Consider the following 23221-nt stretch of genomic DNA (forward strand, 5'->3'; position numbering starts at 1 on the left):
GCGACCGCGCCCCCGCTGTGCGACACACTGACCCCCACGCCGGGCAGCCCGGCGATACGGGGCTTGCCGTGGGCGTCCGCGGTGATGGCGGCCCCGCCGGCCGCCGGGTGGACCGCGGCGATCAGGAGGCGCAACAGGCCGCGCCCAACCAGGAATTCGCGGGCACGCCACTCCGGCAGCCCGGCGGCGCGGCGCAGATCGTCCCGGTGGGTGCTCGGGGGCGTACGGCCCGCGGCCGCATCGGTCACCCACACCCGGTCCGCCACCTCCCGTACGGCGTTCACCGCGGTACGTCCGGCCGGGCCGGCTCGGCCAGGATGCTCTCGGCGGCGTCGGCCAGCGCACCGAGCACCACCTCGTTCGCACCGCCGCCGATCCCGAACAGCGCCGCCTGCGCGCGTACTTCCTGGATACCGCCGGTGGTGAACCCGGCCGCGCCCCACAGCTGCCCGCACTCGGCGAGCACCTCGCCGACGGTGGCACCGGCCGCCGCCTTCAGGGTGGCGGCGGCCGTCGCGTCGTACCGCGACACCACCGGCTCACCGAACTGCGCCACCAGCGCCTCCAGTTCCCGCAGCCGCAGCAGACACCGGGCGAGCCGCTGGCGTACGGCGTCCAGGTCCCACAGGGTGCCGTCGCCGTGCGCGCGGGTAGCCAGCCGGCGCTGGGTGTCCCGCAGGGTGCGGCGGCACAGGGACACGCCCCACTGCGCGCCGGCGAGCCGTTCGGTGGCGATATGGCGGGCGAAGAGCGGCAGTCCGAAGCCGGCCCGGCCCAGCACGTGGTCCCGCCCGACCCGCACCCCGTCGAAGGTGAGGTGACCGGTGCCGGAGTCCGCGAAGAGCGCCGAATCGGCGGGTGTCACCGCCACACCGGGTGCGCCGGCGGGCACCAGGACCCAGGTGAAGTGGGTGAAGTGCCGTCCCGGACGGTGCCGGGCGAGTACGAGGTGGTGACCGGCGGTCGTGGCGTTGGCGATCCAGTTCTTCCCGCCCGTCACGACCAGGGCCTCGTCCGCGGTCCTCACCTCGGTGCGCAGCGCCGTGAGGTCGGTCCCCGCCGTGACGTCGCTGGCCGCCAGGGAGACCGTCGTACGGCCTGACAGCGCCTGCTCCAGCGCGTGCCTGGCCGCCGGGGCGGTCCCCGTCGCGAGGACCGGCAGCGCGGTGGCCAGCTGGACACTCACCGAGAGGGTGGCCGCGATCGAGAAGCGGGCGTCCACGGCGGTGAGCAGCCCGGCGAGGCCGTCGATGTCGGCTCCCGCGCCCGCGGAGCCGTCCCGGTAAGCGCCAGTGGTCAGACCGCCGGCGCCGAGCGCCGCCCACACCTGGTCGCCGCTCGCCGCTGCGGGCAGCGCGTCGAGTGCGGTCCAGTCGGGGCCGGCCGGCCGCTCAGGCCGGGGTGCGTCAGGCAAAGTTCACCCCCTGGTCGCGGAGTGCGAGCCGGCCGTCGGCGAGGTGCAGCCGGTCGTTGCTGTAGTTCAGCGCCGCCGAGCGCAGGTCCCGCAGGGCGCGTTCGAGCCGGGTGGGGGAGTCCCGGAGATAGCCGTGCCGCAGCCCGAGCGCGCTGACCAGGTCGTCCACCGCCGCATGGCACTCGTCGGCGGCGGTGATCTTCAGCGAGTTGAGCAGCAACTGCCGCGCCGGGACCGAGAGATCCTGCCCCGACTCGACCACGTCCAGTGCGCGGGCGAGCAGGGCGTGCACCGACTCCAGGCGCTGGCGGGAGCGGGAGATCCGGGTGAGCAGCAGTTCCGATGTCAGGTCGAAGCGTTCGCGGCCGGCCGGGCTGCGCAGGAGGCGCAGGACCCGGGAGAGTGCCCCGGCCGCCGTGCCGAGCCATACGGCGGACCAGCCCAGATGGGCGAGCGGCCCGAAGACCTGGGCGGCGATCTCGTGGAACCCGCCCTGCCCGCCCACCACTTGGCCGGCCGGTACGCTCCCGGAGAGCTTGAGCGCACCACTGTGGCTGGCGCGCATGCCCATCGGCTGCCACTCGCCGGAGCCGCTGATGTCGAGCTGGCCGCGGTGCGCGTACACCAGCGACACCTCGCTGTCGGTGACGGCGTCCGGGCTGCGCATCGTGATGAGGAAGCCGTCGGCGTGGCCTCCACCGGTCACGACCGGCGCGAACCTGTCGATCACCAGCTGTCCTTCGCCGCCGGTCAACTGCGCCTGGGCGCTGAGCAGATGGCCGCCCTTGCCCGCCTCGGTCGTCACCGAGGCCAGATAGATCCCGCCCTTGGCGATGGCCGGCAGCAGTTCGTCGCGGAGCGCCCGGTCGCCGTACCTGACGACGGCCTCGGTCTGCTGGCAGTGCATCGCGAAGATCATGCCCACCGACATGTCGCTGCGTCCCAGCGTCTGCGCGGCCGCCACCAGGTCCGCCACCGTGCCGCCGAGCCCGCCGTGCGCGGCTGGCACCATGAGCCCCAGCAGACCGGTGCCGCGGAGTGCGTCCAGCGCTTCGACGGGGAACTCCGCATCCCGGTCGGTCCGGGCGGCGTGCTCGTCGCTCACCGCCGTGACCTCGGCGAGCGGAGCCGTCAGGTCCAGCAGTACGCGCGCCGCCGGCTGCGGGTTCACGCGCCCACCTGACCGGCCGGTCCATCGGGAAGCTGCGCGGTGATCACGCGCCAGAGGCTGCCCGCGGTGGCGAACGTCGTGTCGTTCAGCTCCTCGTCCGGCAGGGATATCCCGAAGGTGTCCTCGACGGAGAACAGCAGCTCGATCGCTTGCATCGAGTCGACGCCGAGCCTGCGCAGATCCGTGTCCGGGGTGATCTCCACCCCGCCGGGCCCGGCGTTCTTGAGGAAGGGGCGGAGCAGTTCGGTGAACCGGGAGTCCATGGCGGGAGCCTCTCGTGGCAGGGGTGGGGGAGGACGGATTCAGCGGGCGATACGGCACAGGTCGTCGACCCGGCGGAGGTTCTCCGGTACGAGATCGGCGGCGGCGAACTCCGTACCGAGGTCGTCCTCGACGCGTTCGACGATCTCGATCAGCCGGAAGGATCCGAAGGAGGCGAACGAGTCGAAGGCCGCGCCCGCGAGCAGCTCGGCCTCGGGGACGCCGAGCACGGCGCCCGCCACGGCCGCTACCCGCCGGCGCAGCGCCTCGTCCGGCACTTCGGGTTCCGCGGCGGGCTCCGCGTGGAGCTCCAGATCGGCCGCGAGCACCTCGCGCAGGCGCTCCACCAGCTGCGGCGGTTCGGCCCGGCCCCGTGCGACCCGGCGGTGGGCGAGATACGTCTGCTCGACGACCTTGTCCCAGGCCCGCAGCTGCGCCTCCTCCGCCTCGGTCGGGCCGGACCGGCCGGTGAACAGCTCGCGGTACGTGGCGTGCAGTCTGCGGCCGCGGGCCAGCAGCCAGGTCTCCACGGTGAGCTGCTCGACGGCGCGCGCCCGGTCCGGCCAGGTCTCGTACGCGGCAAGGTAGGCCCGTACCGCGTCGCCGTCGGCCGTGAGCACCGGCGGCAGCGCGGCGAGCGGCGGCAGTTCCCCCGCGCCGATCTCGACGGTGTCGGCCGACTCGATGCCCGCCAGATCCGCGTCCTGGAGGACCCAGTGGCCGGGCACCGCAGGACCCCAGGACGTCTCACTGCGGTAGGCGTCCGTGATGTGCCAGCCGCCGGGGCCCGCGGCGAGCAGGAAGCTGTGCTCCATGTGCGCCCGCCCGTGGTAGGGCAGCCAGGGCAGCCGGAACGAGTCGGCGATCACATAGTGCGTGGAGCCGCGCCGGGCTGCGGCGGCCAGCAGCCCGGCGCCGGTCAGCCGTGCACGCCGGGCCGTGCGCAGTCCCAGCAGCGCGGGCAGTGTGCTGAGCTGCTCGTCCGGCGGGGGTTCGACCGTCGGCAGCCCGTCGGGCCGCTTCCAGGTGCGGAACTCCAGGGCCGCGCCCGCCCGCAGATGTGCCCCCGCGCCGTGGTGGTGGTCGGCGAGGACGGCCAGATTGACCTGCACACAGTCCAGCAGCCCCGTGTGGACCGAATCGAGAGCGAAGTGCTCCGGCCCGCCGGGGTGCGGTGCGCCCGCCCCCGGTAGGGCGGCCCCAGGTACATCCGGCCCCTGGATATCCGTGTCCGGCATATCCGCCCCCGGTATGTCCGTGTCCGTCATGTCGGCCCACCTTTCCTTTCCTTGGCCCGTCGGGGCCGGCCCGGCGTGCTGTCCTTCGCCACCGTTCAGAGCCACGGCGGGAGTCCGGGGAGCCCGGCCGTCGAGGTGAGACCGGTCCCGGCGGACCGGCCTGCCAGCCAGGCGAGCGCGTCCGCGGGTGTCCCGGTGATGACCGGGCCGCCCGTGCCGCACCGGCCGAGGACGCCGCCTCCGGTGTCGCGCAGGGTGAAGTCCGGTACGCCGTCGGCCTCGGCGTAGTAGCCGAGCACGTCGGCCAGGATGATCTGCCGCGCCGACGCGGGGATGTCGTGCCACCCGTAGCCGATGTCCAGGTCCACATGGTGCAGTTCGAGTTCGCGCAGCCGGATCACCAGAATGCGCTGCGGGGTGCAGAGTTCACCGGTGAAGGGCCTGACGGTCGCCTGCCAGGCGGCGGCGGGCAGCGTCTCGATCACCTGCTGGAAGTGGGCGGCGCTCTCCCGTACGTCGGCCAGCTGGACGGCGGCGGGGCGGCCGGCACCCGCCTCGATCTCGGCGTTACGGGCCTCGCGGTTCGGGTACTGGGGTGTCTCCACCCCGGTCCTCGCCCACTCCAGCAGCCGTTCGAGGGCCGGGGCCTGGCGCGCCAGATGGCTCAGGACATGGCCGCGGGTCCAGCCGGGCAGCCGGGAGGGCTCCGGGACGTCCTCGTCGCGGAGCCGGGCCAGCCCGGCCAGCAGCCGGTCCGCCGCCGCTGCGATCTCCTGGAACGACTCCCGGGTGGGGGCGATCTCCTTCAACGGGACTCCTCCGACGTGAGGTGCGGTGCGGTGGGGCGCGCCCGGGTGAGCCGGGCGAACCCTTCGGCGATGGTGGACAGGGCGGCCGCGATGTGCGGGAGGCGCGCCGGTTCGGCGGCCAGCAGCGCTTCCTCCTGCTGCCGCTCGTCGCCGTACAGCAGGCTGGTGGCCGCCTTGAACCTCAGCGCCTGCGGGCGGTCGCCGAGCAGATGGCCGCCGAGGACGACGATCCCGGAACCGTCGAGCAGCTGCGCCGCGAGCGACGCCGAGTCCGTGATGCCGTGTACGGCCAGCCGGTCGCGCAGCGGCTCGAAGTCCGGGTAGACGTAGAACCCGCCGGCCGGCGGCCGGCACACGGCGCCCGCGTCGACCGCGATCCGGTGCACGGCGCGCGCCACCTCGCCGTGCAGCCGGGCGCTCGCCCGCTTCCTCGCGACGATCTCCGGCGGCTCGGCGAACGCGTACTCGGCGACCTGCTGCATCGGACCGGCGAGCGTCGACCACAGCTCGCTGGCCGCCGCGACCACGGAGTCCCGCAGCAGCTCACCGGCCTCGCCCGGCGGGAACCGTACGGCGCCGATGCGCCAGCCGCCGAGCCCCAGCGTCTTGGAGAGACCGGTGGTGACGACGGTACGCTCCGGGGCGACTTCGGCCGGGCTGAGGAACGGCGTGGCCTGCGGGTCGTGGACGATGTCCCGGTAGATCTCGTCGGAGACGATCAGCAGGTCATCGGCGCGCGCGACGGCGCAGATCTCCCGGACCGCGGCGGGCGGCGCGAGTGTCCCGGTCGGATTGTCCGGCAGCGTCAGTACCAGCAGCCGGGGATCGCCGCCGGACCGTCTGGCCCGCCGGATCGTCTCGCGCAGCGCGCCCGGGTCCGGCATGCCTCCGTACTCCGCGGGGATCGGCACCCCGAAGACCTGCTTGCCGGCGTACGCGGCTTGCGGCGCGTAGGTGTTCCAGGCCGGCTGGGGGAGCAGCACATCGCCGGGGACGGCGAGCTGTACGGCCATCAGCAGCGGCTTGCTGCCGGGGCCGACCACGATCCGGTCGGGGTCGGTGGGCAGCCCGCGGCGGGCGAAGTACCCGGCGACAGCGGCCCGTACCCCCTCGGCGCCCGCCACCGGACCGTAGGCGGAGCGTGACGCGCCGATGGCCAGCTGTTCGGCGAGCTGCGGCAGCACCGGCAGCCTCGCCTCACCGAACGCGAGATGGATCAGCGAGTCCCCCTGGGCCCTGCGCCGGTCGACCAGTTGGTTCAGCGCCAGGTTCGGTGAAGGGGGTGCGAAGGTCACTGCGGTCATGTGCGGTTCCTCTCCGGCTGCCCGGGCGCGCGGCCACCCGCGGGGCCGGGGGATCCGGTACCGTCCGGGGCGCCGCCGCGCACGGCCGCCGCGATGTCGGCGGGGGTCGATGGGTCGAGTTCCAGCTCGTCGAGCCAGGCGGCGTCCGGCGACCACCGGGCCCGGAACGGCCTGCCCACCAGCGCGGGTTCGCGCGCCTGGAGCATCCGCAGCCGGAAGAACGCGCCGTCGGGCGTCTCCTCCACCCCGTCGGTCACGACCTTGCCCGGCGTCGCCGACATCACGGGCCCGCGCACGGTCCGGGCGAGCCCAGGCAGCGTGCGGTACGCCTCGGTGAAGATGTCCACCGCACGGGCGAGCGGCACCTTGAAGTAGTCGTACGGTCCGGTGTCCCGTTCCACGAACAGGTAGTACGGCACCGCCCCGGCCGCCAGCTCGGCCCGCCACAGCTCGCTCCACACCCGGGCGTCGTCGTTGACATGCCCGATCAGCGGGGCCTGGCAGTAGACGACGGCGCCGGTGGCCCTGATCCGCGCCACCGCCCGGCGGGCGAGGTCGCTCTCCAGCTCGCGCGGGTGGCTGAAGTGGGCCATCACGGCGAGCTGCCGCCCGGACGCCACCACCTTCTCGAAGAGCCGCAGCACCTCGTCGGCGTCCGGGTCGGTGACGTACCGCTGCGGCCAGTAGGCCACGGACTTGGTGCCGATCCGGATCGTACGGACGGACTCGACGCCCAGCAGCGGCTCCAGATGACCGCGCAGCCGCTCGGTCGACATCACCATCGGGTCGCCGCCCGTGACCAGGACGTCGTGCACCTCGGGATGGCCGCCCAGATAGTCGATCAGGCCGGACGGGTCGGGCGCGGCGAAGCGCAGATCCGCGTCACCGATGAACTGCGCCCAGCGGAAGCAGTACGTGCAGTAGGCGTGGCAGGTCTGCCCCTGGCCGGGGAAGTAGAGCACCGTCTCGCGGTACTTGTGCTGGAGCCCCGGGAGCTGGACGCCCTCCTGGCTCGGTACGTTGAGCTGCTGCTGGCCGGACGGATGCGGGTTGAGCCGCTCGCGGATGTCCCGTACGGCCTCGCGCAGCAGGAGCTTGTCCGACGGGTCGCCGGAGAGCTTGGCGAGCTGGTCCTCGTCGGAGCGCGCCAGCATGCCGCTCTGCGGGAACGTCAGCTGGAACATGGGGTCTTCGGGGACCCGGTCCCAGTCGATCAGGTGCGACAGCACATATTCGTTGACCCGGAACGGCAGTACCAGCGACACCCGGCGCACGGTCTCCGTGATGTGCTCGGGCAGCCCGAAGCGCTGGGCGATGTCGTCGATGTGGCGCGGCCCGAACGCCCGGAACCTGTCGGGATCCCGCTGTCCGGCCGGCATCAGTCCGTTCCTCCCGCCCGGTTCGGTTTGCGGTACAGCTCGTCCCCGATGACCAGGAAGTCGAGGTCCATCGAGCGGAAGGCGTGCACCGCGTCGGCCGCGGTGTTGACGACGGGCTCGCCCTTGTCGTTGAAGGAGGTGTTGAGCAGCACCGGCGGCACGCCGGCCCGCCGCAGACCGTCCAGCGCCGCTCCCACCGCGGGTGCCTCGTCGCCGTGCAGGACCTGCGGGCGGGTGGTGCCGTCGACGTGCACGACGCCGGGCGCCACACTCCGGCCCAGCTCGGTGGCTCTGGCCGCGCCGAGCATGTAGCGGCTCAGATGCTCCTGCTGCTCCCACAGCAGGGCGCCGTAGTCGGGCCGGGTGACCCCCGCGAAGGGGCGCCACTGCTCACGGTTCTTGATCGAGTTCACCCGGGCGTGCACCGCGGTGGTGTCCGGTACGGCGATGATCGACCGGCGGCACAGCGCACGCGGCCCCACCTCGGCCCGGCCCTGGGCGACCGCGCCGACGTGGCCATCGATGAGCAGCGCCGTCAGTTCGTCGATGTCGAGATCGCTGCGGAGCAGGCCCGAAGTGTCCGGTGCGCCGGGCCCGTTGGTGGGGTCGTAGCCGTGGATGCCGGTCCCCAGATAGGGGCTCAGCGCCCCGGTGCGCCGTTTCGGCGGCCGTACGGTCCAGGCGGCCCCGAGGGCGACGCCCGCGTCGTGCGGCACCGGCGGGACGTACAGCGGGCCGGGCAGCGTGCCGTTGGTGCTGCAGTTCAGCGCCACACCGCCGCTCATGCAGAGCTGCTCGACACCGGACGTCTTGCGGGTCAGCGCGGCGAGATGGCCGACGGTCTCCTCGATCAGACGCTGTGCGGTGTAGGCGACGAGGACCGCCCGGGGGTCCTGGGTGAGCGACTCCTCGGGGGCGCCGGGCGCTTCGGCGCCCGCGATCCGGGTGTAGCGCTCCCGCCAGCGCGCGACCATGGCGTCGTACTGCTCCTTGATCTCGTCGGCGGTGGCGTGCCCCGTGCTCTCCGTCAGCGGTTCGACGGCCAGCCGGAAGTCGTCCGCCCCGATGTCGACCAGGGATTCGACGTCAAGACCGGCGGCGCGCCCGTACGCGGCGAGGCCCATGGTCTTGCCCGCGTTGAGGAAGGAGAAGCCGAGCCAGGTGGAAGCGGCGTCATAGGCGTACCCGAGGGACGCGGTGCGCTGCCAGGTCCGTTCCAGGCGTGGTTCGGCGCCGTCCTCGTAGGTCCAGATCGTCGAGGACTCGTTCTCGCCGTGCCCGTCGACGACCAGCACCCCGGCCTTCGGGAAGGGCGAGGCGTAGAAGGACGAGGCGGCGTGCGCCTGGTGGTGCGGTACGCGGACGACTTCGGGGGTGTGCCCGCCGAAGTCCAGGCCGACGGCGTACGCCAGGAACTCCGCGTCGGACGCGAACCGGCGCGGGTACAGCTGCTCGCTGTCCCAGCCGAGCGCGACCACATCGATGTCGGCGGCTGTGATCCCGGCCTGCTCCAGGCAGAACCGGGCCGCGCCCAGCGGCTTGCGGTAGAGCGAGTGCCGGCGCCGGTTGCAGCGCTCCTCCTCGGAGAAGGCGACGATCTCGCCGTTCCCGTCGATGAGGCAGGCGGCGCTGTCGTGCCACCCGGCGGGAGGTGCGTTGACTCCAAGAATCCACGTCATGCGCGTCTCTCCTCGTTGGCTGTGGTCCGTCACGGAAGTCGGGTGAGGGTGTGCCGTACGGCGCGCCGGGCGCTGTCGAGCGCGGCCGTGCACTCGGCAGGGCTGTCACCGACGGCGATCAGCGCGGCGATGCGGGGCACGATGCCGCGTGGGGGAAGGCGCAGTTCGCTGCCCGGGGCCACGAGCGGGACCGCTTCGACGATGCCGGGGACGGCGGCGGCGCCGGTCAGATCGAGTGCGTCCACGGTGGAGTCGTGCTCGGGGTAGAGGAAGCGGACCTCGGCGCAGCGGTCGCGGGTGGGGGTGAGCTCGGGGGCGCGGCCGAGTGCGATGTCCACGGCCGCGGTGACCGGGTCGACCCCGGTGGCGAGCGTGCCGAGGAGCGGAATGAAGTCGCCGCCGAGCCGGCCGTTGACCTCCACCACGCGCGGGCCGGTGCGGGTGAGGCGCAGCTCGGTGTGGGTCAGGCCGGTGCGGATACCGAGGACCGTATGGGCCCGCGCCACCACGGACCGCATCTCGTCGGCCCAGGGCTCGTCGCGCCAGGGGGCGACCCGGTGGCCGGTCTCCTCGAAGTACGGCGCGAATCCCAGCTGCTTGTGCGCGACGTTCACGACGTGGACCTCGCCGTCGGACACCGCGCAGTCCACGCTGATCTCCGGGCCCTCCAGATACTCCTCGACGATGGCGCCGTCCAGGGCGCTGATCCCGGGGAACGTGGAGGTGCGCGCCTGTTCGAAGGCGCGGGCGAGCTGTTCGGGGCCGTCCACGAGGCTCACCCCGATGCTGCCGGCCAGACCGCGGGGTTTGACCACCACCGGCCAGCCGAGCGCATGGGCGGCCTCCGCCGCCTCCGCGTGACTGTGCACATGGTGGTACGCGGCGGAGGGGACCCCGGCCGCGCCGAGCAGCCGCCGGGTGGCCAGCTTGTCCCGGCAGCGGCGGGCCGCCTCGGGACTCATGTGCGGCACCCGCAGCAGCCCGGCGACCTCGGCGGTGGTCTCCAGGAGGGTCTCGTCCCAGGTCAGTACGGCGCCCGGGCCGTCGTGCCCGTCGAGGAGTTCCGCCACGGCAGCCGCGGTCGCCGAGGCGTCGGAGGTGTCAGCGATACGGAACCGGTCACCCACGTACGGCTGTTGCCAGTCGACGGGGGCGCCCTGCACGAGCGCGGCGTCGACCCGTGCGGCGACGGCGCTCAGCGCGTACTCGCGGTAGGGCGGATTGCCGCAGCCCACGACGGCGAGCCGGCCGGGCCGCCGGATGTCGACGGGGGCGCACACGAGCGAGGTGTCCTGGATCGTGCGGCGGACGGCCTCGGTGACCCCGGCACTGTCCGGGCCGCGGAACCGGAACCGTACCCCGGCGTGCTCGTACCCGCTCTCGTTCAGCAACGCCCCGTCGTGCGGGCGTACTTCGGCGTACGGCCCGAAGGCCCCGCCGGGGGACCGCACACCGCCGCTCGCGGGGATGACCCGGCAGGGCATCGGCACCGAAGGCGGCACCAGCAGCCATCCCGCCACTTCGGCGGGCCCGTCGAAGGCGGGCGCGGCGGCGGATCCGATACCGGTCTGCTGGGCGACGGCCACCGCCATCAGGTCGATGCCGTGCACCTCGCGCCAGATGAAGGGGACTTCGGCGCCGCCGGGCCTGGCCCCGATCTCCAGGACGGTCAGTGCGCCGCTGTCACTCTCGAAGAGTTCCAGATGGAAGACCGCGGGTCCGGTGAAGAGGGCACGGGCCGTCGCGGCGGCGATCTCGCCCGTGCGGGCGAGGAGCCCGGGGTCGTCGATCTCGACCGAGCCCAGTGCGGTGCCGGTGGTGAACTCCAGGCAGGTGCTCAGATAGCGGGAGGCACGCCAGGCACCGAGACCGGCCCCCCTGGCCCCTGCGGCCTCCGCGCACCCCGCGGACCTTGCGGCCCCGGTGTTTTCGGCGCTTCCGGCGTCCCACGTGTGCCCTGTGTCTCCGGTGTCCCCTGCGTCCCCTGTGCCCTCTGTGCCCTCTGCGCCCTCTGTGTCTCCCGTGTAGACGCCGTCGACGTGCAGCACCCGGTCGGGCAGCCATGGCTGTACGAGCATCTCGGTGTCGCGTGGGAACGCGTACGCCCGGAGCGCGGCGGGGGAGTCGAGCCGCCGGATTCCGGCGCTGGCCGTGCCCCGCCGTGGCTTGACCAGCACCGGCCAGCCATGCTGCGCGGCGAAGGTCTCGACCGCCCCGTGGTCCGGTGCGTCGGCGGTCGGGGGGACGGCGATGCCCGCTGCGGTGAGCCGCTGGGCCATCAGCAGCTTGTCCCGCAGGGGCTCCAGGTCCTCGCTGCGCTGTCCGGGCAGGCCGAACTCGCCGCGCAGATCGGCGGCCAGATCGAGATCGGTCTCCTGGAGTGCCACGATCCGGGTCGGCGGACCGACCTGTTCGGTCAGCGAGGCGATCGCGTCACGGACCTGTTTGACGTTCTCCGTGCTGTCCACGAGCCGTACACCGGCGGCCTGGTCGTGCGGCAGATGGCGGGCGGCCCGTTCGGTGGTGACATAGCTGACGTGGTGGACGGTGTGGTCCAGATAGGCGGCGTAGTCGGCGTACCGGTCGGTCCACCGGTGGATGACCATCACGTGTTCGGGCACTGGGATGCCTCCTGGGGCAGGAACGGCACGGGCGGGACGGGAAGGGGGCGGGCGAAGGGGGCCGTCCTCGCCACACGGTGAACGTGAGCCGGACGGGTACGGCAGCCGGTCGGGTACGGGAGGCGGTCGGGTACGGGAGGGGGCCGGGCCGCCCCGCCGGCACGGGCCGGTGGCTGCGGGGTACGTTCCCGGCCGACCGCGACGCCTTTGTCAGGTCGGCGACTTGTCGGGCGGCCTGCCGGGCGGCTCGACGGGCCGGTCAGCAGTCTCCGGCGGTGGAGACGAGCGCGTGGTGCATGTCCCACAGCAGTTCGGCGCACTGCTCGCGGCCGATGTCCTTGGCGGTGAGCCGCACCGACAGGTCGCACGCGCCCTCCAGAGCGCGGGCGTAACAGCGCGGGCCGATCGTGGTGAAGGGCTCCTCCCAGGTGATGGCGGGCTCGATGTCGGGCACCGGCTCCGCGGAATCGGGCGGCTGCTCCGGCAGGGCCACGTAGTTGAAGGCACAGACGGGTTCGGGCGCGTCAGGTCTGCGGGCGAGCAGGTCGGCGACGGCGGTGACGTCGTGCGCGCCGTGCCGGAAGGCACCGAGGCTGCTCCAGTGCACGGCCGACGCCAGGGCGCGCAGGTCGTCGTCGCGGGCGCCCTCGATCAGGGCGGGCACCCACTGGTTCATCGAGGTGACCGTGTTCTTCCAGCGGGCGGAGAAGCGGTTGGCGCTCATCAGCTGCACCAGCAGGGCATCGGTGCCGCAGATCCTGGCCACACTGCGGGCGTAGGCGGCGAGGACGACGCCGGCGACCGACACCCCGGCCGCCGAGGCGACCGTACGGGCGGCGGCGCGGGCGGGCCCGGAACGCAGGGTGGCCTGGACCACGCCCGTACCGGAGCCGTCCGCGGCCTCCAGGGCGACCTGTGGCGCTCGGTCGAGGAGGCGGTCCCAGTGGTCGAGCGCGGCGGCCTGCCGACGGAGACCGGCGGGGGTGAACTGTTCGGCGGCCAGCTCGGCGGGGCCGGGCACGGGGCTTGGTGCGGGGCTTGGTGCGGAGGCGGGTCCGGCTCCGGCCGGGCCGGTGAGCGCCGCGGTGAACTCCTGGCGCAGCACCTCCTGGGCCCAGGCGTCTGCGGCGATGTGGTGTTTGACGAACAGCAGATGGGACGCGGTGCCCGCCCGGGTCAACAGGGTGGCCCGCCAGCCGTGTTCACGGCCGAGACGGAACGGCTGGGCCGCCGGCCCTGCGATGAAGCCGTCGGGCGGGAGGCCATCGGTCTCGACGACCGGCAGCGCGTCGGAGAAGTCGGCGTCGGGTGTCAACTGGACCGGTGCGTCCGGGTCCTGGAGGTCGTACCGCGTTCTCAGCGAGGGGTGGCGGGCGACGACGGCGCGTAAGGCGGCGCGTACCTCCGCAGGTCCGGCCGCGCGGGGGAGTTCCCAGAGCGCCGCGTTGTTCGCCTCGTGCCACCGGGTGCTCGGCAGGTCCCGGATGTCGTGCCAGACCGAGAGCTGCCCCAGTGAAAGCGGTCCTGCCACCGACGTGCACCCCCTCTCCATCGACACAGGACATCGGCATAGGCCGAGCAGGTTTTCGCATGGCGGAATCGGGATTCCATGCACCGCTGACGCTGCCACACACTGTTGAAGCCTGTCCAGGTCGAACTGGCCCCGGCTGCCCCTTAGTCGGCCCCGACAGGCGGGTGATCCAGATCACATGCCGTCCCTGGCGTCCGCATGAGAGTCTGGCTTCGCTTCGGAAGTTTCTTTCCGCTGTGCGAAATGCACGGTGGTCAGGGCAGTGGTCAGACACGAGAAGGGCGCGACGCGACCGTCGGCCGGGTCCCGCGCGGCGCGGCTCCGGCACCCGGCGTCCGCCGGAGAAGCCGGGCGCATCGGGCCGCCGGGCCGCGGGCCCTCCCCGGATCATCCTTCCCGCACCCGACGAGGGGTCTCATCAACGTGACGCAACAGCCGTACCCCCAGGCCCCTTCCGCCGGGGAGTTCCTGCACGACTTCCTGCTCGGGGCGGTGGCGCTGACCCCGGACCGCCCGGCCGTGGTCGAGTCGGCCCGGGCGGGGCAGACCACCGTGACCACCTACGCCGAACTCGGCTCCCTGGTGCAGACCTGCACCGGTGCGCTGGAGCAGCTCGGCATCGAGACCGGCGCCCGGGTGATCCTGGAGTCCGAGACGACCGCGCTGTCCATCGCGATGTTCCTCGCCTGCTCGCGGGCCGGTCTCACCTTCATTCCGGTGAGCCCCGAAATGCCGGACGCGCGGCTGCTCTCGATCATCGGGACCGCCCGGCCCGCCCTCCATCTCCAGACGGCGGACGGCGCACGGACGGACATCCCCCAGGAGGTCGGCACCGCCAGATTCGGTCCGGGCGGACTGGCCGTGGAGCGGACCCCGGACTGGCGTACCCCGCGGCGGCACACCCCCTGTGTCACCGACCCCGCCTACATCATCTTCACGTCCGGCACCACGGGGCGGCCCAAGGGGGTCGTGATGAGCCACCGTGCCGTCGTCGCCTTCTACCGGGGCATGCTGGCGCACCGCCTCGCCACCCCCGACGACCGGATCGCCAGCACTTCTCCCCTCCAGTTCGACTTCTCGCTGCTCAACATCGGCCTGGCGCTGGGCACCGGTGCAGCCGTCGTCCCCGTACCGCCGCGGCTGGTGCGCTGGCCGAGGCACTTCCTGCGGGTGCTCCGCGAGAGCGGCGCCACCCAGGTCAACGGCGTCCCGTCGATCTGGCGCCAGGCGCTGCGGTACGAGTCCGAGCGGCTGGCCGAGCTGCGGGGGCTGCGCCGCGTCCTCTTCTGCGGCGAGGTGTTCCCGCCGGCCGAGCTGCGCCGGCTCCAGGAGCTCCTGCCGCAGGCGGAGTTCACCAACTGCTACGGCAGCACCGAGTCGATGGCCTGCTCCTTCGAGCCCGTGCCCCGCCCGCTGCCCGAGACAGCGGAGCGGCTCTCCATCGGTATCGCGCATCCGGGCGCCGAGCTGTTTCTCGTCGACGACACGGGCGGCATCGTCGAGGAGGCCGGTGTGCCCGGCGAACTCCATCTGCGCAGCCCCGCGCTGTTCACCGGGTACTGGGACGACCCGGCGGCGACCCGGGCGGCGCTGGTGCCCGATCCGCTGTCCCCGCAGTCGGGTCTGCTGGTCCTGCGCACCGGCGATCTGGGCGTACGGGGCAAGGACGGCGAGTTCTACTTCTGCGGCCGGGCCGACTCGCAGGTACAGATCAATGGCAACAGGGTCGAACTGGGCGAGGTGGAGCAGCAGTTGCAGGCGTACCCGGGCGTCACGGCAGCCGCCGCGCTGGCGGTGCGGGGGCCGGACGGCGGACAGCGGCTGACGGCGTTCGCCGTACTGGCCGCGCATACGGCGCAGCCGGCCACCGCCCACCGGGCCGCCCCCGACGTGCCCGAGGGCGAGGCGGACGGGGCGGACGCGGGCGCCCTGCGGGACTTCTGCGCGCGGACCCTGCCCCCGTACATGGTCCCGCAGGAGATCCAGCTGGTGGACACGCTGCCCACGACGGCGAACGGCAAGGTCGACCGTACGGCGCTGGCGGCCGCCGCCGAAGCCGTACGGGACGCCGGACCCGGCCACGCAGCCGCCGAAGCCGTACGGGATGCCGGGGCACACCACGCCGCAGCCGAAGCCGTACGGGACGCCGGACCCGGCCACGCCACCGCCCCGTAGGAGACAGCAGTGAGCAGAACCGATATGCCCGCCCCCCACCCCGCCGAGCACGCGGAAGGACGGCTGCGCACCTTCGTACGCATCCGCGCGGGCGGGCTGCCCGGGGCCTTCTGGGTGCTGTGGGGCGGGACGCTGGTCAACCGGCTCGGCTCCATGGTCAATCCGTTCCTGAGCCTCTATCTGACCGGGATACGGGACGTCCCGATCAGTACCGCCGGACTCATCCTCGCCACCGTCGGCGTGGGGTCGGTCATCTCCCAGCCGCTCGGCGGGTTCATCGCCGACCGCTTCGGCCGCCGGGTGGCGCTGAGCGGGGGCATGCTGGCGAACGGCGCGACCCTGCTGACGCTCGGACACGCGCACGGCCTCGGCGTACTCGTCCCGGCCTGCTTCGTCCTCGGTATCACCATCGACTTCTTCCGGCCCGCAGCGCAGGCCCTCGTCGCGGACACCGTGCCCACCGCAGACCGGACCCGCGCCTTCGGCCTGCTGCTGTGGTCGGTCAATCTCGGGTTCTCCATGGCGATGGTGCTGGGCGGCTACCTCGCGTCGCACGGCTACCAGCTGATCTTCTGGCTGGACGCCGGGGCCTGCTCGGTCTTCGCGGCGCTGGTGTGGCTCGCCGTCCCCGAGACCCAGCCGGCGGCCGGGGAGCACAGCGCGGGCGGCGGCTTCCTCACCCCGGTGCGCGACCGGGCGATGCTGGCCTTCGCCGGGATCATCGTGGTCTACGCGACCGTCTTCCAGCAGGCGTTCGCCACCCTGCCCCTGGCCATGCGGGGCGACGGTCTGTCCAGCACGGCGTACGGCACGGTCATGGCCGTCAACGGTGTAGTGGTCATCGCCGCACAGCCGCTGATCGGCCACCGGCTCGGCGCCTTCGACAAGAGCCGGGTGCTGGCCACGGGCTTCGGCGTGGCCGCCGCCGGCACGACGGTGACGGCGTTCGCCTCCACGACCCTCGCGTACGGGCTCGCCATCGCCGTATGGACGCTGGGGGAGATCCTGGTCTTCGCGATGACATCCAGCGTCGTCGCCGACCTGGCGCCGGCCCATCTCCGGGGCCGCTACAACGGCTTGATCGGGATGGCCTGGGGCACCGGCTTCCTGCTGGCGCCGGTCGTCGGCACCCGGCTGCTGCTCGTCGGCTCCACGACGCTCTGGCTGACGGCCGCGTGTCTGTGCCTCGTCGCGGCAGCCGGCCAGCTCACCCTCGCGCCGGTACTGCGCCGCAGAACGGTGCAGTGAGCGCCTGCTACCCCTCACCCACCTCACCGAGAGGAACCCCCCACTGTGCAGAAGCTGCCGAAGGTGCTGCTGATAGAGGCCGACGTGTCCGCGGGTGAGGACCTGCTCACCGCGGCGGCCGAGCTCGGCATCGAGGCCCATGTCGCCACCCACGAGGACGTATTCCGTGCCTATCGGCCCGAGTTGAAGGAGAAGATCACCGGCACCGTCTTCACCGACTTCACCGATCCGGAGGCAGCACTCGACGACCTGGCACGCTTCTGCCGGGAGACGGGCATCGACGGGATCGTGGCCTGCTGGGAGTTCCTCTCGCCGCTGGCCACCCGGCTCGCCGACCGGCTGGGGCTGCCCGGCCACCGGCCGGAACGCGCCGACGCCTGCCGCAACAAGCGGCTCATGGCGGAGGCGTTCGCAGCACTCGGGGTACCCGCTCCGCGCACCGTGGTGGCCCGGGACCCCGGGGAACTGGCCCGGCGGGTGGCGGAGAGCGGCCTGGGCTTCCCTCTCGTCGTCAAACCGGCGGAGAACGCGGCGTCCATCGGTGTCTCGGTCGTACGCACGGCCGCTGAACTCCCCCGAGCCGCCCGGCTGGCACAGTCGCAGACCCACAAGACCTCGCACGGTCTGGCCCTCGACATCACTCTGCTGGCCCAGGAGCACGTGGACGGTGAGGAGTACAGCGTCGAGTCCGTCATCTGCGACGGTGAGATCCACCATCTGACGATCACCGAGAAGTTCACCACCGGGGGAACGAGCCGGGCCGAACTCGGCCACACCGTGCCCGCCGACACCACACCCACGGCCGGCACGGCGCTGTACGCGGCGGCCACCGCCGCGATCACGGCACTGGGGCTGCGGAACGGCGTCGCACACACGGAAGTGAAGGTCAGCACCGGGGGCGCCCCCAAGGTCATCGAAGTGGGTGCGCGCCCGCCGGGCGATCACATCATGCGGCTGGTGAAGGAAGCACTCGGCATCGACGAGGCACGCGCCTACCTGCAGACGGTGCTGGGCCTGCGGCCCGACGTGACACCGAGGCACGAAACGGCGGCGGCCATCCGGTTCATCACCGCGCCGGAGGCCGGAGTCCTCCGGTGGACCAGCGCGCTCCCCTCCGGGGACCACGTGGTCGCGACCGCCATGTCCAGGATGCCGGGGGACGAAGTGGGCGGCCCGTACGACAACATGGGCCGGATCGGCCAGATCATGCTCCGCGGAGCCACCGCGGCGGAGGTCAACAAGGCGGCGGCGGAGGCCATGGACTCGATTACGGTGGAGATGGCGACGCAGTGGTGAGACGCGGGAGGTCCACATCCGGAGGCATCCGAAGGCTTCGAACACTTCGATGGGGCCGTTGGGGCCGATAGCGTCGGCGGCTTCGACGGCCCGGGGCCCTGCCGGACCACTGGACCCGCGGCCGGCCGCGTACAGCACCGTTTCCACGTCCCTCGCCCTGCTCAGCGACGGGGAACTGCGCGAACTCGTGGAGACCGCCACGCCACTCGGTTCCGGCATCGGCGGACGCTCGGCGCTGCTGGAGGTCGCGGGGACGCCCGTCTTCGTGAAGCGGGTGCCCGTGACCGAGTGGGAACTCCGGCCCGAGTACCTCCGCTCCACGGCCAACGTGTTCGGCCTGCCCGTCTTCTGTCAGTACGGAATCGGCGGCCCGGGTTTCGGGGTGTGGCGGGAACTCGCCGCTCATGTCATGACCACGAACTGGGTGCTCGCCGGGCAGCATCAGGGATTCCCGCTGATGTACCACTGGCGCGTGGTGCCGGACACGGCACCGGCTCTGCCGGAGGAGCTGGCCGACGTGGAACGGGCCGTGTCCTTCTGGGGAGGCGGGCCTGAGGTGCGCCGCCGGATCGAGGCCGTCGAACGGTCACCGGCGAGCCTGGTCCTGTTCCTGGAGTACATCCCGCAGACCCTCCACACATGGCTGGCCGAGCAGATACGCGCCGGGGACGGGACGGCGGGCCGCGCCTGCTCCCTGGTGGAGAGGGAACTGGCGATCGGCACCGCTTTCATGCACGACCGCGGACTGCTGCACTTCGACGCCCACTTCCAGAACATCCTCACCGACGGCCGCCGCCTCTACTTCACGGATTACGGTCTGGCCCTCTCGTCCCGGTTCGACCTGTCGCCCCGCGAGGCCGACTTCTTCGACGAGCACCGCACGTACGACCGTGCCTACGCGCTCAGCTACCTGGTGAACTGGCTGATCACTCACCTGTACGGGTACGGGCGCGCCGAGCGGGAGGCGCTGATCCGTGCGTGCGCCGAAGGAGAACGGCCTCCGCTCGGCCCCCCGGAGGTCATGTCGGTCCTCGCACGCCATGCGCCGCTCGCGGCGGTCGTGACGGACTTCTACGGGAAGCTGCAACACGAGAGCAGGGAGACTCCGTACCCGCGAGAGGCAGTCCACCGGCTCCTCAGGGGGAGTACCGCTCCTCACTGAAACGATCCGGCGGATCGCGCCCCTTGCACAAACCCACTGCGCTGCCCCTGAATTGAGAAGGCCCCGGTGGGTGTCGCGGGCCAGGAAGGGGCGTGTGCGCCGTGAGGAGAAGGATCACCGTTCTCGTACTGGTCCTGGCGTCGGTTCTGAGTGCGGCGAGCCCGGTCGTGGCACGGACGAGAACCGACGACGGAGCCGAGCAGCGCGTTCTGCGCCTGGTGAACGCCGCCCGTGCTGAGGCCGGGTGCCGGCCCCTGCGGATCAGCCGGCAGATCAGCCGCGCGGCCCGCCACCACGCCGGAGACCTGATCCGGTCCGGCCGCTACTCCCACACCGGCAGCGACGGCTCCACACCGGGCGGCCGTATCAGCCGGGCCGGTTACCGCTGGCACCTGGCAGGCGAGAACGTCTTCCTCGGTCCCCGTGACGCCCGTCAAGCCGTCCAGGGCTGGCTGCGCAGCCCGGAACACCGGGCCAACATCCTCAACTGCGCGTACCACCACACCGGCATCGCGGTACGAGGACCGGCTTCGCACCGCATGTGGGTCCAGGACTTCGCGGCGCACTGACTCGCTGTCGGACGTGGCGACGTGAACTGTGCGTCTGCGGAGCGTCCTTGACACGCGGCCGCGTAAGGTGACCGCGCATGCCGTACCTGCCGGTGACAGACGAGGAGGGCGGGCCATGGGCGAGCTGTATCCGCCGATCGAGCCGTACGAGCAGGGAATGCTCGACGTCGGTGACGGCAACCTCGTCCACTGGGAGGTCTGCGGTAACCCGGAGGGCAAGCCGGCGCTGGTCGTTCACGGTGGGCCGGGATCGGGCTGTCTCCCCGGCGCGCGCCGCTTCTTCGATCCGGACCGGTACCGCGTCGTCCTGTTCGACCAGCGCGGCTGCGGCCGGAGCACTCCACACGCCGGTGACCCCGCAACCGACATGTCGCACAACACGACCGGACATCTCATCGCCGACATGGAGCAACTGCGGCGGCACCTGGGCATCGACTGCTGGCTGCTGTACGGCGGTTCGTGGGGCTCCACGCTCATCCTGGCCTACGCCGAGCAGCACCCCAGCGCCGTAGCGGAGATCGTCATCTCCGCTGTCACCACCACCCGCCGCTCGGAGATCGACTGGCTCTACCGGGGCGTCGGCCGGTTCTTCCCCGAGCAGTGGGAACGCTTCCTCGCGGGTGCCCCGGGCACCGCACGCGACGGTGACATCGTCGGGGCCTACGCACGCCTGATGGAGCACCCGGACACCGCCGTACGGGAGAGGGCGACGGCGGACTGGTGCGCCTGGGAGGACGCGGTGCTGTCGGGCGAGACCCAGGGTGCCACCCGCCCGTACGGCGACCGCCCGCCGGCTGCGCGGCTCGCCGTGGTGCGGATCTGCTCCCACTACTTCTCGCACGGCGCATGGCTGACGGAAGGCGCACTCCTGCGCGACGCCCACCGCCTGGCCGGCATCCCGGGCGTGCTGATCCACGGCCGTCTGGACATGGCCGGGCCACTCGACACGGCCTGGGAACTCGCCCGCGCCTGGCCGGACGCCGAGCTGATCGTCGTCGACGAGGCGGGACATCTGGGCAGCACCGCGACACGCCGCCATGTACTCGACGCACTCGACCGGTTCGCGGCCGGTGAGTGACAAGTGACCTCTGATCGCTGACCTCTGATCGCCGGTGCCCCGTGGGTGGTGGCGCCTGCAAAGTGCAGCCCGAAATGGGCAGTTACATGCATTTCATGACCGGATTTCACGGGTGGATGGCAGTGATCTCATGATCGAGTTCATGCTATCTTCACATTTCTCATTGGACCTTCACCTTCTCTCGACCGTGCGTACTCGACGACCGTGAGAGAGCCGGCGGCGCTGACATCGGAGTCAGCGAAAAGTGGGGTGCATTCCGTGTCTTGGAGACAGTGAAGATGGTCAGACCCACCGTCTCGGTGATAGTCGCCGCGTACAACGCGATGCCTTATGTGACTCGCTCCATCAGCTCCGTGGCCGAACAGACCACCGGCCGGGACGTGTTGGAGGTCATCGCCGTCGACGACGGATCGACCGACGGCACGGGGGAGGAGCTCGAACGCCTCTCCAGGCTGTATCCGGGCCTCGTACGGGTCCTTCACCAGGAGAACTCGGGCGGTCCCTCAGCGCCCCGCAACGTCGGGCTCGACCACGCGCGGGGCGAGTTCCTCTTCTTCCTGGACGCCGACGACTATCTGGGGCCGGAAGCCCTGGAACGCATGGTGGCCATGGCCCGGCAGAACGGCACCGACATCGTGCTGGGCAAGATGGTGGGCGTCGGCGGACGCCGACTGCCCATGTCGATGTTCCAGCGCAACCAGCCGAAGACGGACGTTTTCAACTCACGTGTCTACTGGGCCCTCAACCCCCTCAAACTGTTCCGCCGCGAGCTGCTGGAACGCCACGGCCTGCGCTTCCCGACCGGCCTGCCCATCGGCGAGGACCAGCCGTTCACCGCACTGGCGTATCTGCACGCGTCGGGCATCTCCGTCGTCGCCGACTACGACTGCCTCTTCTGCACCCTGCGCGACGACGGCGGCAACACCACCGTGCGCACCACGGGTGCAGAACCCCGGCTGCGCTTCCTCCCGTACATGATCGACCTGCTCCTCACGAACGTGCCGCCGGGCCCAGGACGAGACCACCTCGCGCACCGCCACCTGACCGTCGAGGTGCAGAACCTCCTCAGCCACCTCCTGCTCGAACCCCGTGTCCAGCAGGAGAAGACCCTCGCCAGGCTGGCCGAGATCGTCACCACGATCTGGCACGAGGGGATGAACGGGCTGTCCGCCATGGCCCGGCTGCGGCTGCACCTCGTACGGCACGAGATGCTCGACGAAGTGGTCGAACTGGTCCGGTTCGAAAGAGAGCTGGCCAGGACCAAGGTGTCCACGCCCGTGCACCTCGAAAACGGCCGCGCCTACGCCTGCTACCCGTTCTTCCGCGACCCCGCGCACCCGGTCCCCGACGCCTGTTACGACGTCACGTCCCAGCTCGGCGTGCGCCACCACGTCACCCGCGCCGAACTGCGCGGAACCACGCTGCACCTGGCCGGGCACGGGTACCTGCACCGGGTCGAGACGCGCGACGTCACCACCGAACTCGTGCTGCGCGAACGGGAGAGCCGGACGGAGTACCGGCTCCCCGTCAGACATACCGGGACGCCGCAGCTCGGCACCGATGAGGACCAGGGTCGGTACGCGTACGACCTAGCGGGGTACGAGGCGGAGGTCGGTCTCGCCACCGCCGCCGACGGGCAGCCGCTCGCCGACGGGCTGTGGGACATCTGCCTGGTGATCGGAGCGCAGGGCGTCACCCGCGAGGTCCGCATCGGCAGCAGACGCGCCGACGACGTCTCCGGGCTGCCCACCACCCGTATCGTCACCGGCGCGGGTGACGGTCCGCGTGCGGTGACGCTCCACACCACCAAGCCGTACGGCAACTTCACCCTGGACATCGGCGAAAGGAAGCACCGTGTCGCAACGCACGTGGCGATCGGCGCTCCGCGCTGGTCGGCGGGCGACCCCACGGAGCTGGCGATCGGCGGGACCAGTTCGCTCGCGGAGTACCCGGATGTGTCCCTGGCCGTCGTCCTCACTGCCTGCACCGGGGCGGTGGTGGTCCGCCCGGCCCTGCGGACCCCGGGCACCGACGATTTCACCGCGCGGGTGAACGTACGGAACCTGTCGGCCGGCGTGTGGACCGGCGAACTCCGCCTCGGCGACGGAGGGGAGTGGACGGTGCCCCTGCCCGCGCTCCCCAAGAACCTCTCCCCGGCCAAATGGCGCCATCTGGGGCTGCCCTGGTACGCCAAGCCTGCATCGGGCAGCGGCAGGCGGTTCGCGCTGCGGGTCGCGAGGGCCGAGTTCGTCAAGGCGGTCGTGCGTCGTGTCAAGCCGTGAGGGG

General features: G+C 72.1%; 17 protein-coding genes and 1 pseudogene. 7 read left to right on the top strand and 11 right to left on the bottom strand.

Features of this window, described 5'->3' with window-relative positions; genetic code table 11:
* From G3I19_RS14375 to G3I19_RS14425, 11 genes and pseudogenes are all read right to left on the bottom strand, one after another.
* Positions 1 to 284: pseudogene (locus G3I19_RS14375) on the bottom strand (4-phosphopantetheinyl transferase); the annotation flags it as partial.
* On the bottom strand, positions 281 to 1414 hold the full coding sequence (locus tag G3I19_RS14380; RefSeq protein ID WP_203599563.1) for an acyl-CoA dehydrogenase family protein: 1134 nt from the start codon (positions 1412 to 1414) through the stop codon (positions 281 to 283). The gene G3I19_RS14380 and the pseudogene G3I19_RS14375, both read right to left, overlap by 4 nt.
* A complete protein-coding gene (locus tag G3I19_RS14385; protein ID WP_343235100.1) occupies positions 1407 to 2585 on the bottom strand; it encodes an acyl-CoA dehydrogenase family protein in 1179 nt (392 codons plus the stop codon). The genes G3I19_RS14380 and G3I19_RS14385 overlap by 8 nt, the downstream gene beginning before the upstream one ends.
* Positions 2582 to 2848, bottom strand: coding sequence for an acyl carrier protein (locus tag G3I19_RS14390; protein WP_164263928.1), 267 nt, complete (start codon positions 2846 to 2848; stop codon positions 2582 to 2584). The genes G3I19_RS14385 and G3I19_RS14390 overlap by 4 nt, the downstream gene beginning before the upstream one ends.
* Positions 2849 to 2887: 39 nt before the next feature.
* Entirely contained in the window at positions 2888 to 4114 is a 1227-nt protein-coding gene (locus tag G3I19_RS14395) for an acyl carrier protein (RefSeq protein WP_203599564.1), read from the bottom strand.
* Positions 4115 to 4179: 65 nt separating this feature from the next.
* Entirely contained in the window at positions 4180 to 4893 is a 714-nt protein-coding gene (locus tag G3I19_RS14400) for a maleylpyruvate isomerase family mycothiol-dependent enzyme (RefSeq protein WP_164263930.1), read from the bottom strand.
* Positions 4890 to 6197, bottom strand: coding sequence for a pyridoxal phosphate-dependent aminotransferase (locus tag G3I19_RS14405; RefSeq protein ID WP_164263932.1), 1308 nt, complete (start codon positions 6195 to 6197; stop codon positions 4890 to 4892). The genes G3I19_RS14400 and G3I19_RS14405 overlap by 4 nt, the downstream gene beginning before the upstream one ends.
* A complete protein-coding gene (locus G3I19_RS14410; RefSeq protein ID WP_239074328.1) occupies positions 6194 to 7576 on the bottom strand; it encodes a lysine 2,3-aminomutase in 1383 nt (460 codons plus the stop codon). Before G3I19_RS14410 ends, G3I19_RS14405 begins: the two co-directional genes overlap by 4 nt.
* The gene (locus G3I19_RS14415) at positions 7576 to 9255 is read right to left on the bottom strand and encodes a carbamoyltransferase C-terminal domain-containing protein (protein ID WP_164263934.1); all 1680 of its coding nucleotides are present in this window, start codon (positions 9253 to 9255) and stop codon (positions 7576 to 7578) included. Before G3I19_RS14415 ends, G3I19_RS14410 begins: the two co-directional genes overlap by 1 nt.
* Positions 9256 to 9284: 29 nt before the next feature.
* Positions 9285 to 11876 carry an ATP-grasp domain-containing protein gene (locus G3I19_RS38275; protein WP_164263936.1) on the bottom strand — a complete coding sequence of 864 codons (2592 nt, stop codon included), beginning with the start codon at positions 11874 to 11876 and terminating at the stop codon, positions 9285 to 9287.
* Positions 11877 to 12135: 259 nt separating this feature from the next.
* Positions 12136 to 13407 carry a condensation domain-containing protein gene (locus G3I19_RS14425; protein WP_164263938.1) on the bottom strand — a complete coding sequence of 424 codons (1272 nt, stop codon included), beginning with the start codon at positions 13405 to 13407 and terminating at the stop codon, positions 12136 to 12138.
* A gap of 423 nt (positions 13408 to 13830) precedes the next feature.
* Between G3I19_RS14425 and G3I19_RS14430 the strand changes: the two genes are divergently transcribed.
* The 7 genes from G3I19_RS14430 (at position 13831) to G3I19_RS14460 (ending at position 23217) form a co-directional block, all read left to right on the top strand.
* The gene (locus tag G3I19_RS14430; RefSeq protein ID WP_343235101.1) at positions 13831 to 15582 is read left to right on the top strand and encodes an AMP-binding protein; all 1752 of its coding nucleotides are present in this window, start codon (positions 13831 to 13833) and stop codon (positions 15580 to 15582) included.
* A gap of 9 nt (positions 15583 to 15591) precedes the next feature.
* On the top strand, positions 15592 to 16830 hold the full coding sequence (locus G3I19_RS14435) for an MFS transporter (RefSeq protein ID WP_343235102.1): 1239 nt from the start codon (positions 15592 to 15594) through the stop codon (positions 16828 to 16830).
* A gap of 45 nt (positions 16831 to 16875) precedes the next feature.
* Positions 16876 to 18126, top strand: coding sequence for an ATP-grasp domain-containing protein (locus G3I19_RS14440; RefSeq protein ID WP_343235103.1), 1251 nt, complete (start codon positions 16876 to 16878; stop codon positions 18124 to 18126).
* Positions 18127 to 18235: 109 nt separating this feature from the next.
* The gene (locus G3I19_RS14445) at positions 18236 to 19288 is read left to right on the top strand and encodes a serine/threonine-protein kinase (RefSeq protein ID WP_164263967.1); all 1053 of its coding nucleotides are present in this window, start codon (positions 18236 to 18238) and stop codon (positions 19286 to 19288) included.
* A gap of 101 nt (positions 19289 to 19389) precedes the next feature.
* Positions 19390 to 19857, top strand: a complete 468-nt coding sequence (locus tag G3I19_RS14450; RefSeq protein ID WP_164263942.1) for a CAP domain-containing protein — start codon at positions 19390 to 19392, stop codon at positions 19855 to 19857.
* Between the two features lie 115 nt (positions 19858 to 19972).
* Positions 19973 to 20935: a prolyl aminopeptidase gene (gene pip / locus G3I19_RS14455; protein ID WP_164263944.1), complete on the top strand. Its 963-nt coding sequence runs from the start codon at positions 19973 to 19975 to the stop codon at positions 20933 to 20935.
* 278 nt (positions 20936 to 21213) lie between these two features.
* Positions 21214 to 23217: a glycosyltransferase family 2 protein gene (locus G3I19_RS14460; RefSeq protein ID WP_164263946.1), complete on the top strand. Its 2004-nt coding sequence runs from the start codon at positions 21214 to 21216 to the stop codon at positions 23215 to 23217.
* The last annotated feature ends 4 nt before the right edge of the window (positions 23218 to 23221 follow it).

This window comes from Streptomyces sp. SID10853, from assembly GCF_010548145.1.
In the GTDB taxonomy this organism is placed as follows: domain Bacteria; phylum Actinomycetota; class Actinomycetes; order Streptomycetales; family Streptomycetaceae; genus Streptomyces.

Excerpts from the sequence above, each read along its gene's own strand:
- G3I19_RS14390 (WP_164263928.1), bottom strand. The coding sequence starts at position 2,848 with ATGGACTCCCGGTTCACCGAACTGCTCCGCCCCTTCCTCAAGAACGCC.
- G3I19_RS14395 (WP_203599564.1), bottom strand. The coding sequence starts at position 4,114 with ATGACGGACACGGACATACCGGGGGCGGATATGCCGGACACGGATATC.
- G3I19_RS14405 (WP_164263932.1), bottom strand. The coding sequence starts at position 6,197 with ATGACCGCAGTGACCTTCGCACCCCCTTCACCGAACCTGGCGCTGAAC.
- G3I19_RS14410 (WP_239074328.1), bottom strand. The coding sequence starts at position 7,576 with ATGCCGGCCGGACAGCGGGATCCCGACAGGTTCCGGGCGTTCGGGCCG.
- G3I19_RS14415 (WP_164263934.1), bottom strand. The coding sequence starts at position 9,255 with ATGACGTGGATTCTTGGAGTCAACGCACCTCCCGCCGGGTGGCACGAC.
- pip (WP_164263944.1), top strand. The coding sequence starts at position 19,973 with ATGGGCGAGCTGTATCCGCCGATCGAGCCGTACGAGCAGGGAATGCTC.
- G3I19_RS14460 (WP_164263946.1), top strand. The coding sequence starts at position 21,214 with ATGGTCAGACCCACCGTCTCGGTGATAGTCGCCGCGTACAACGCGATG.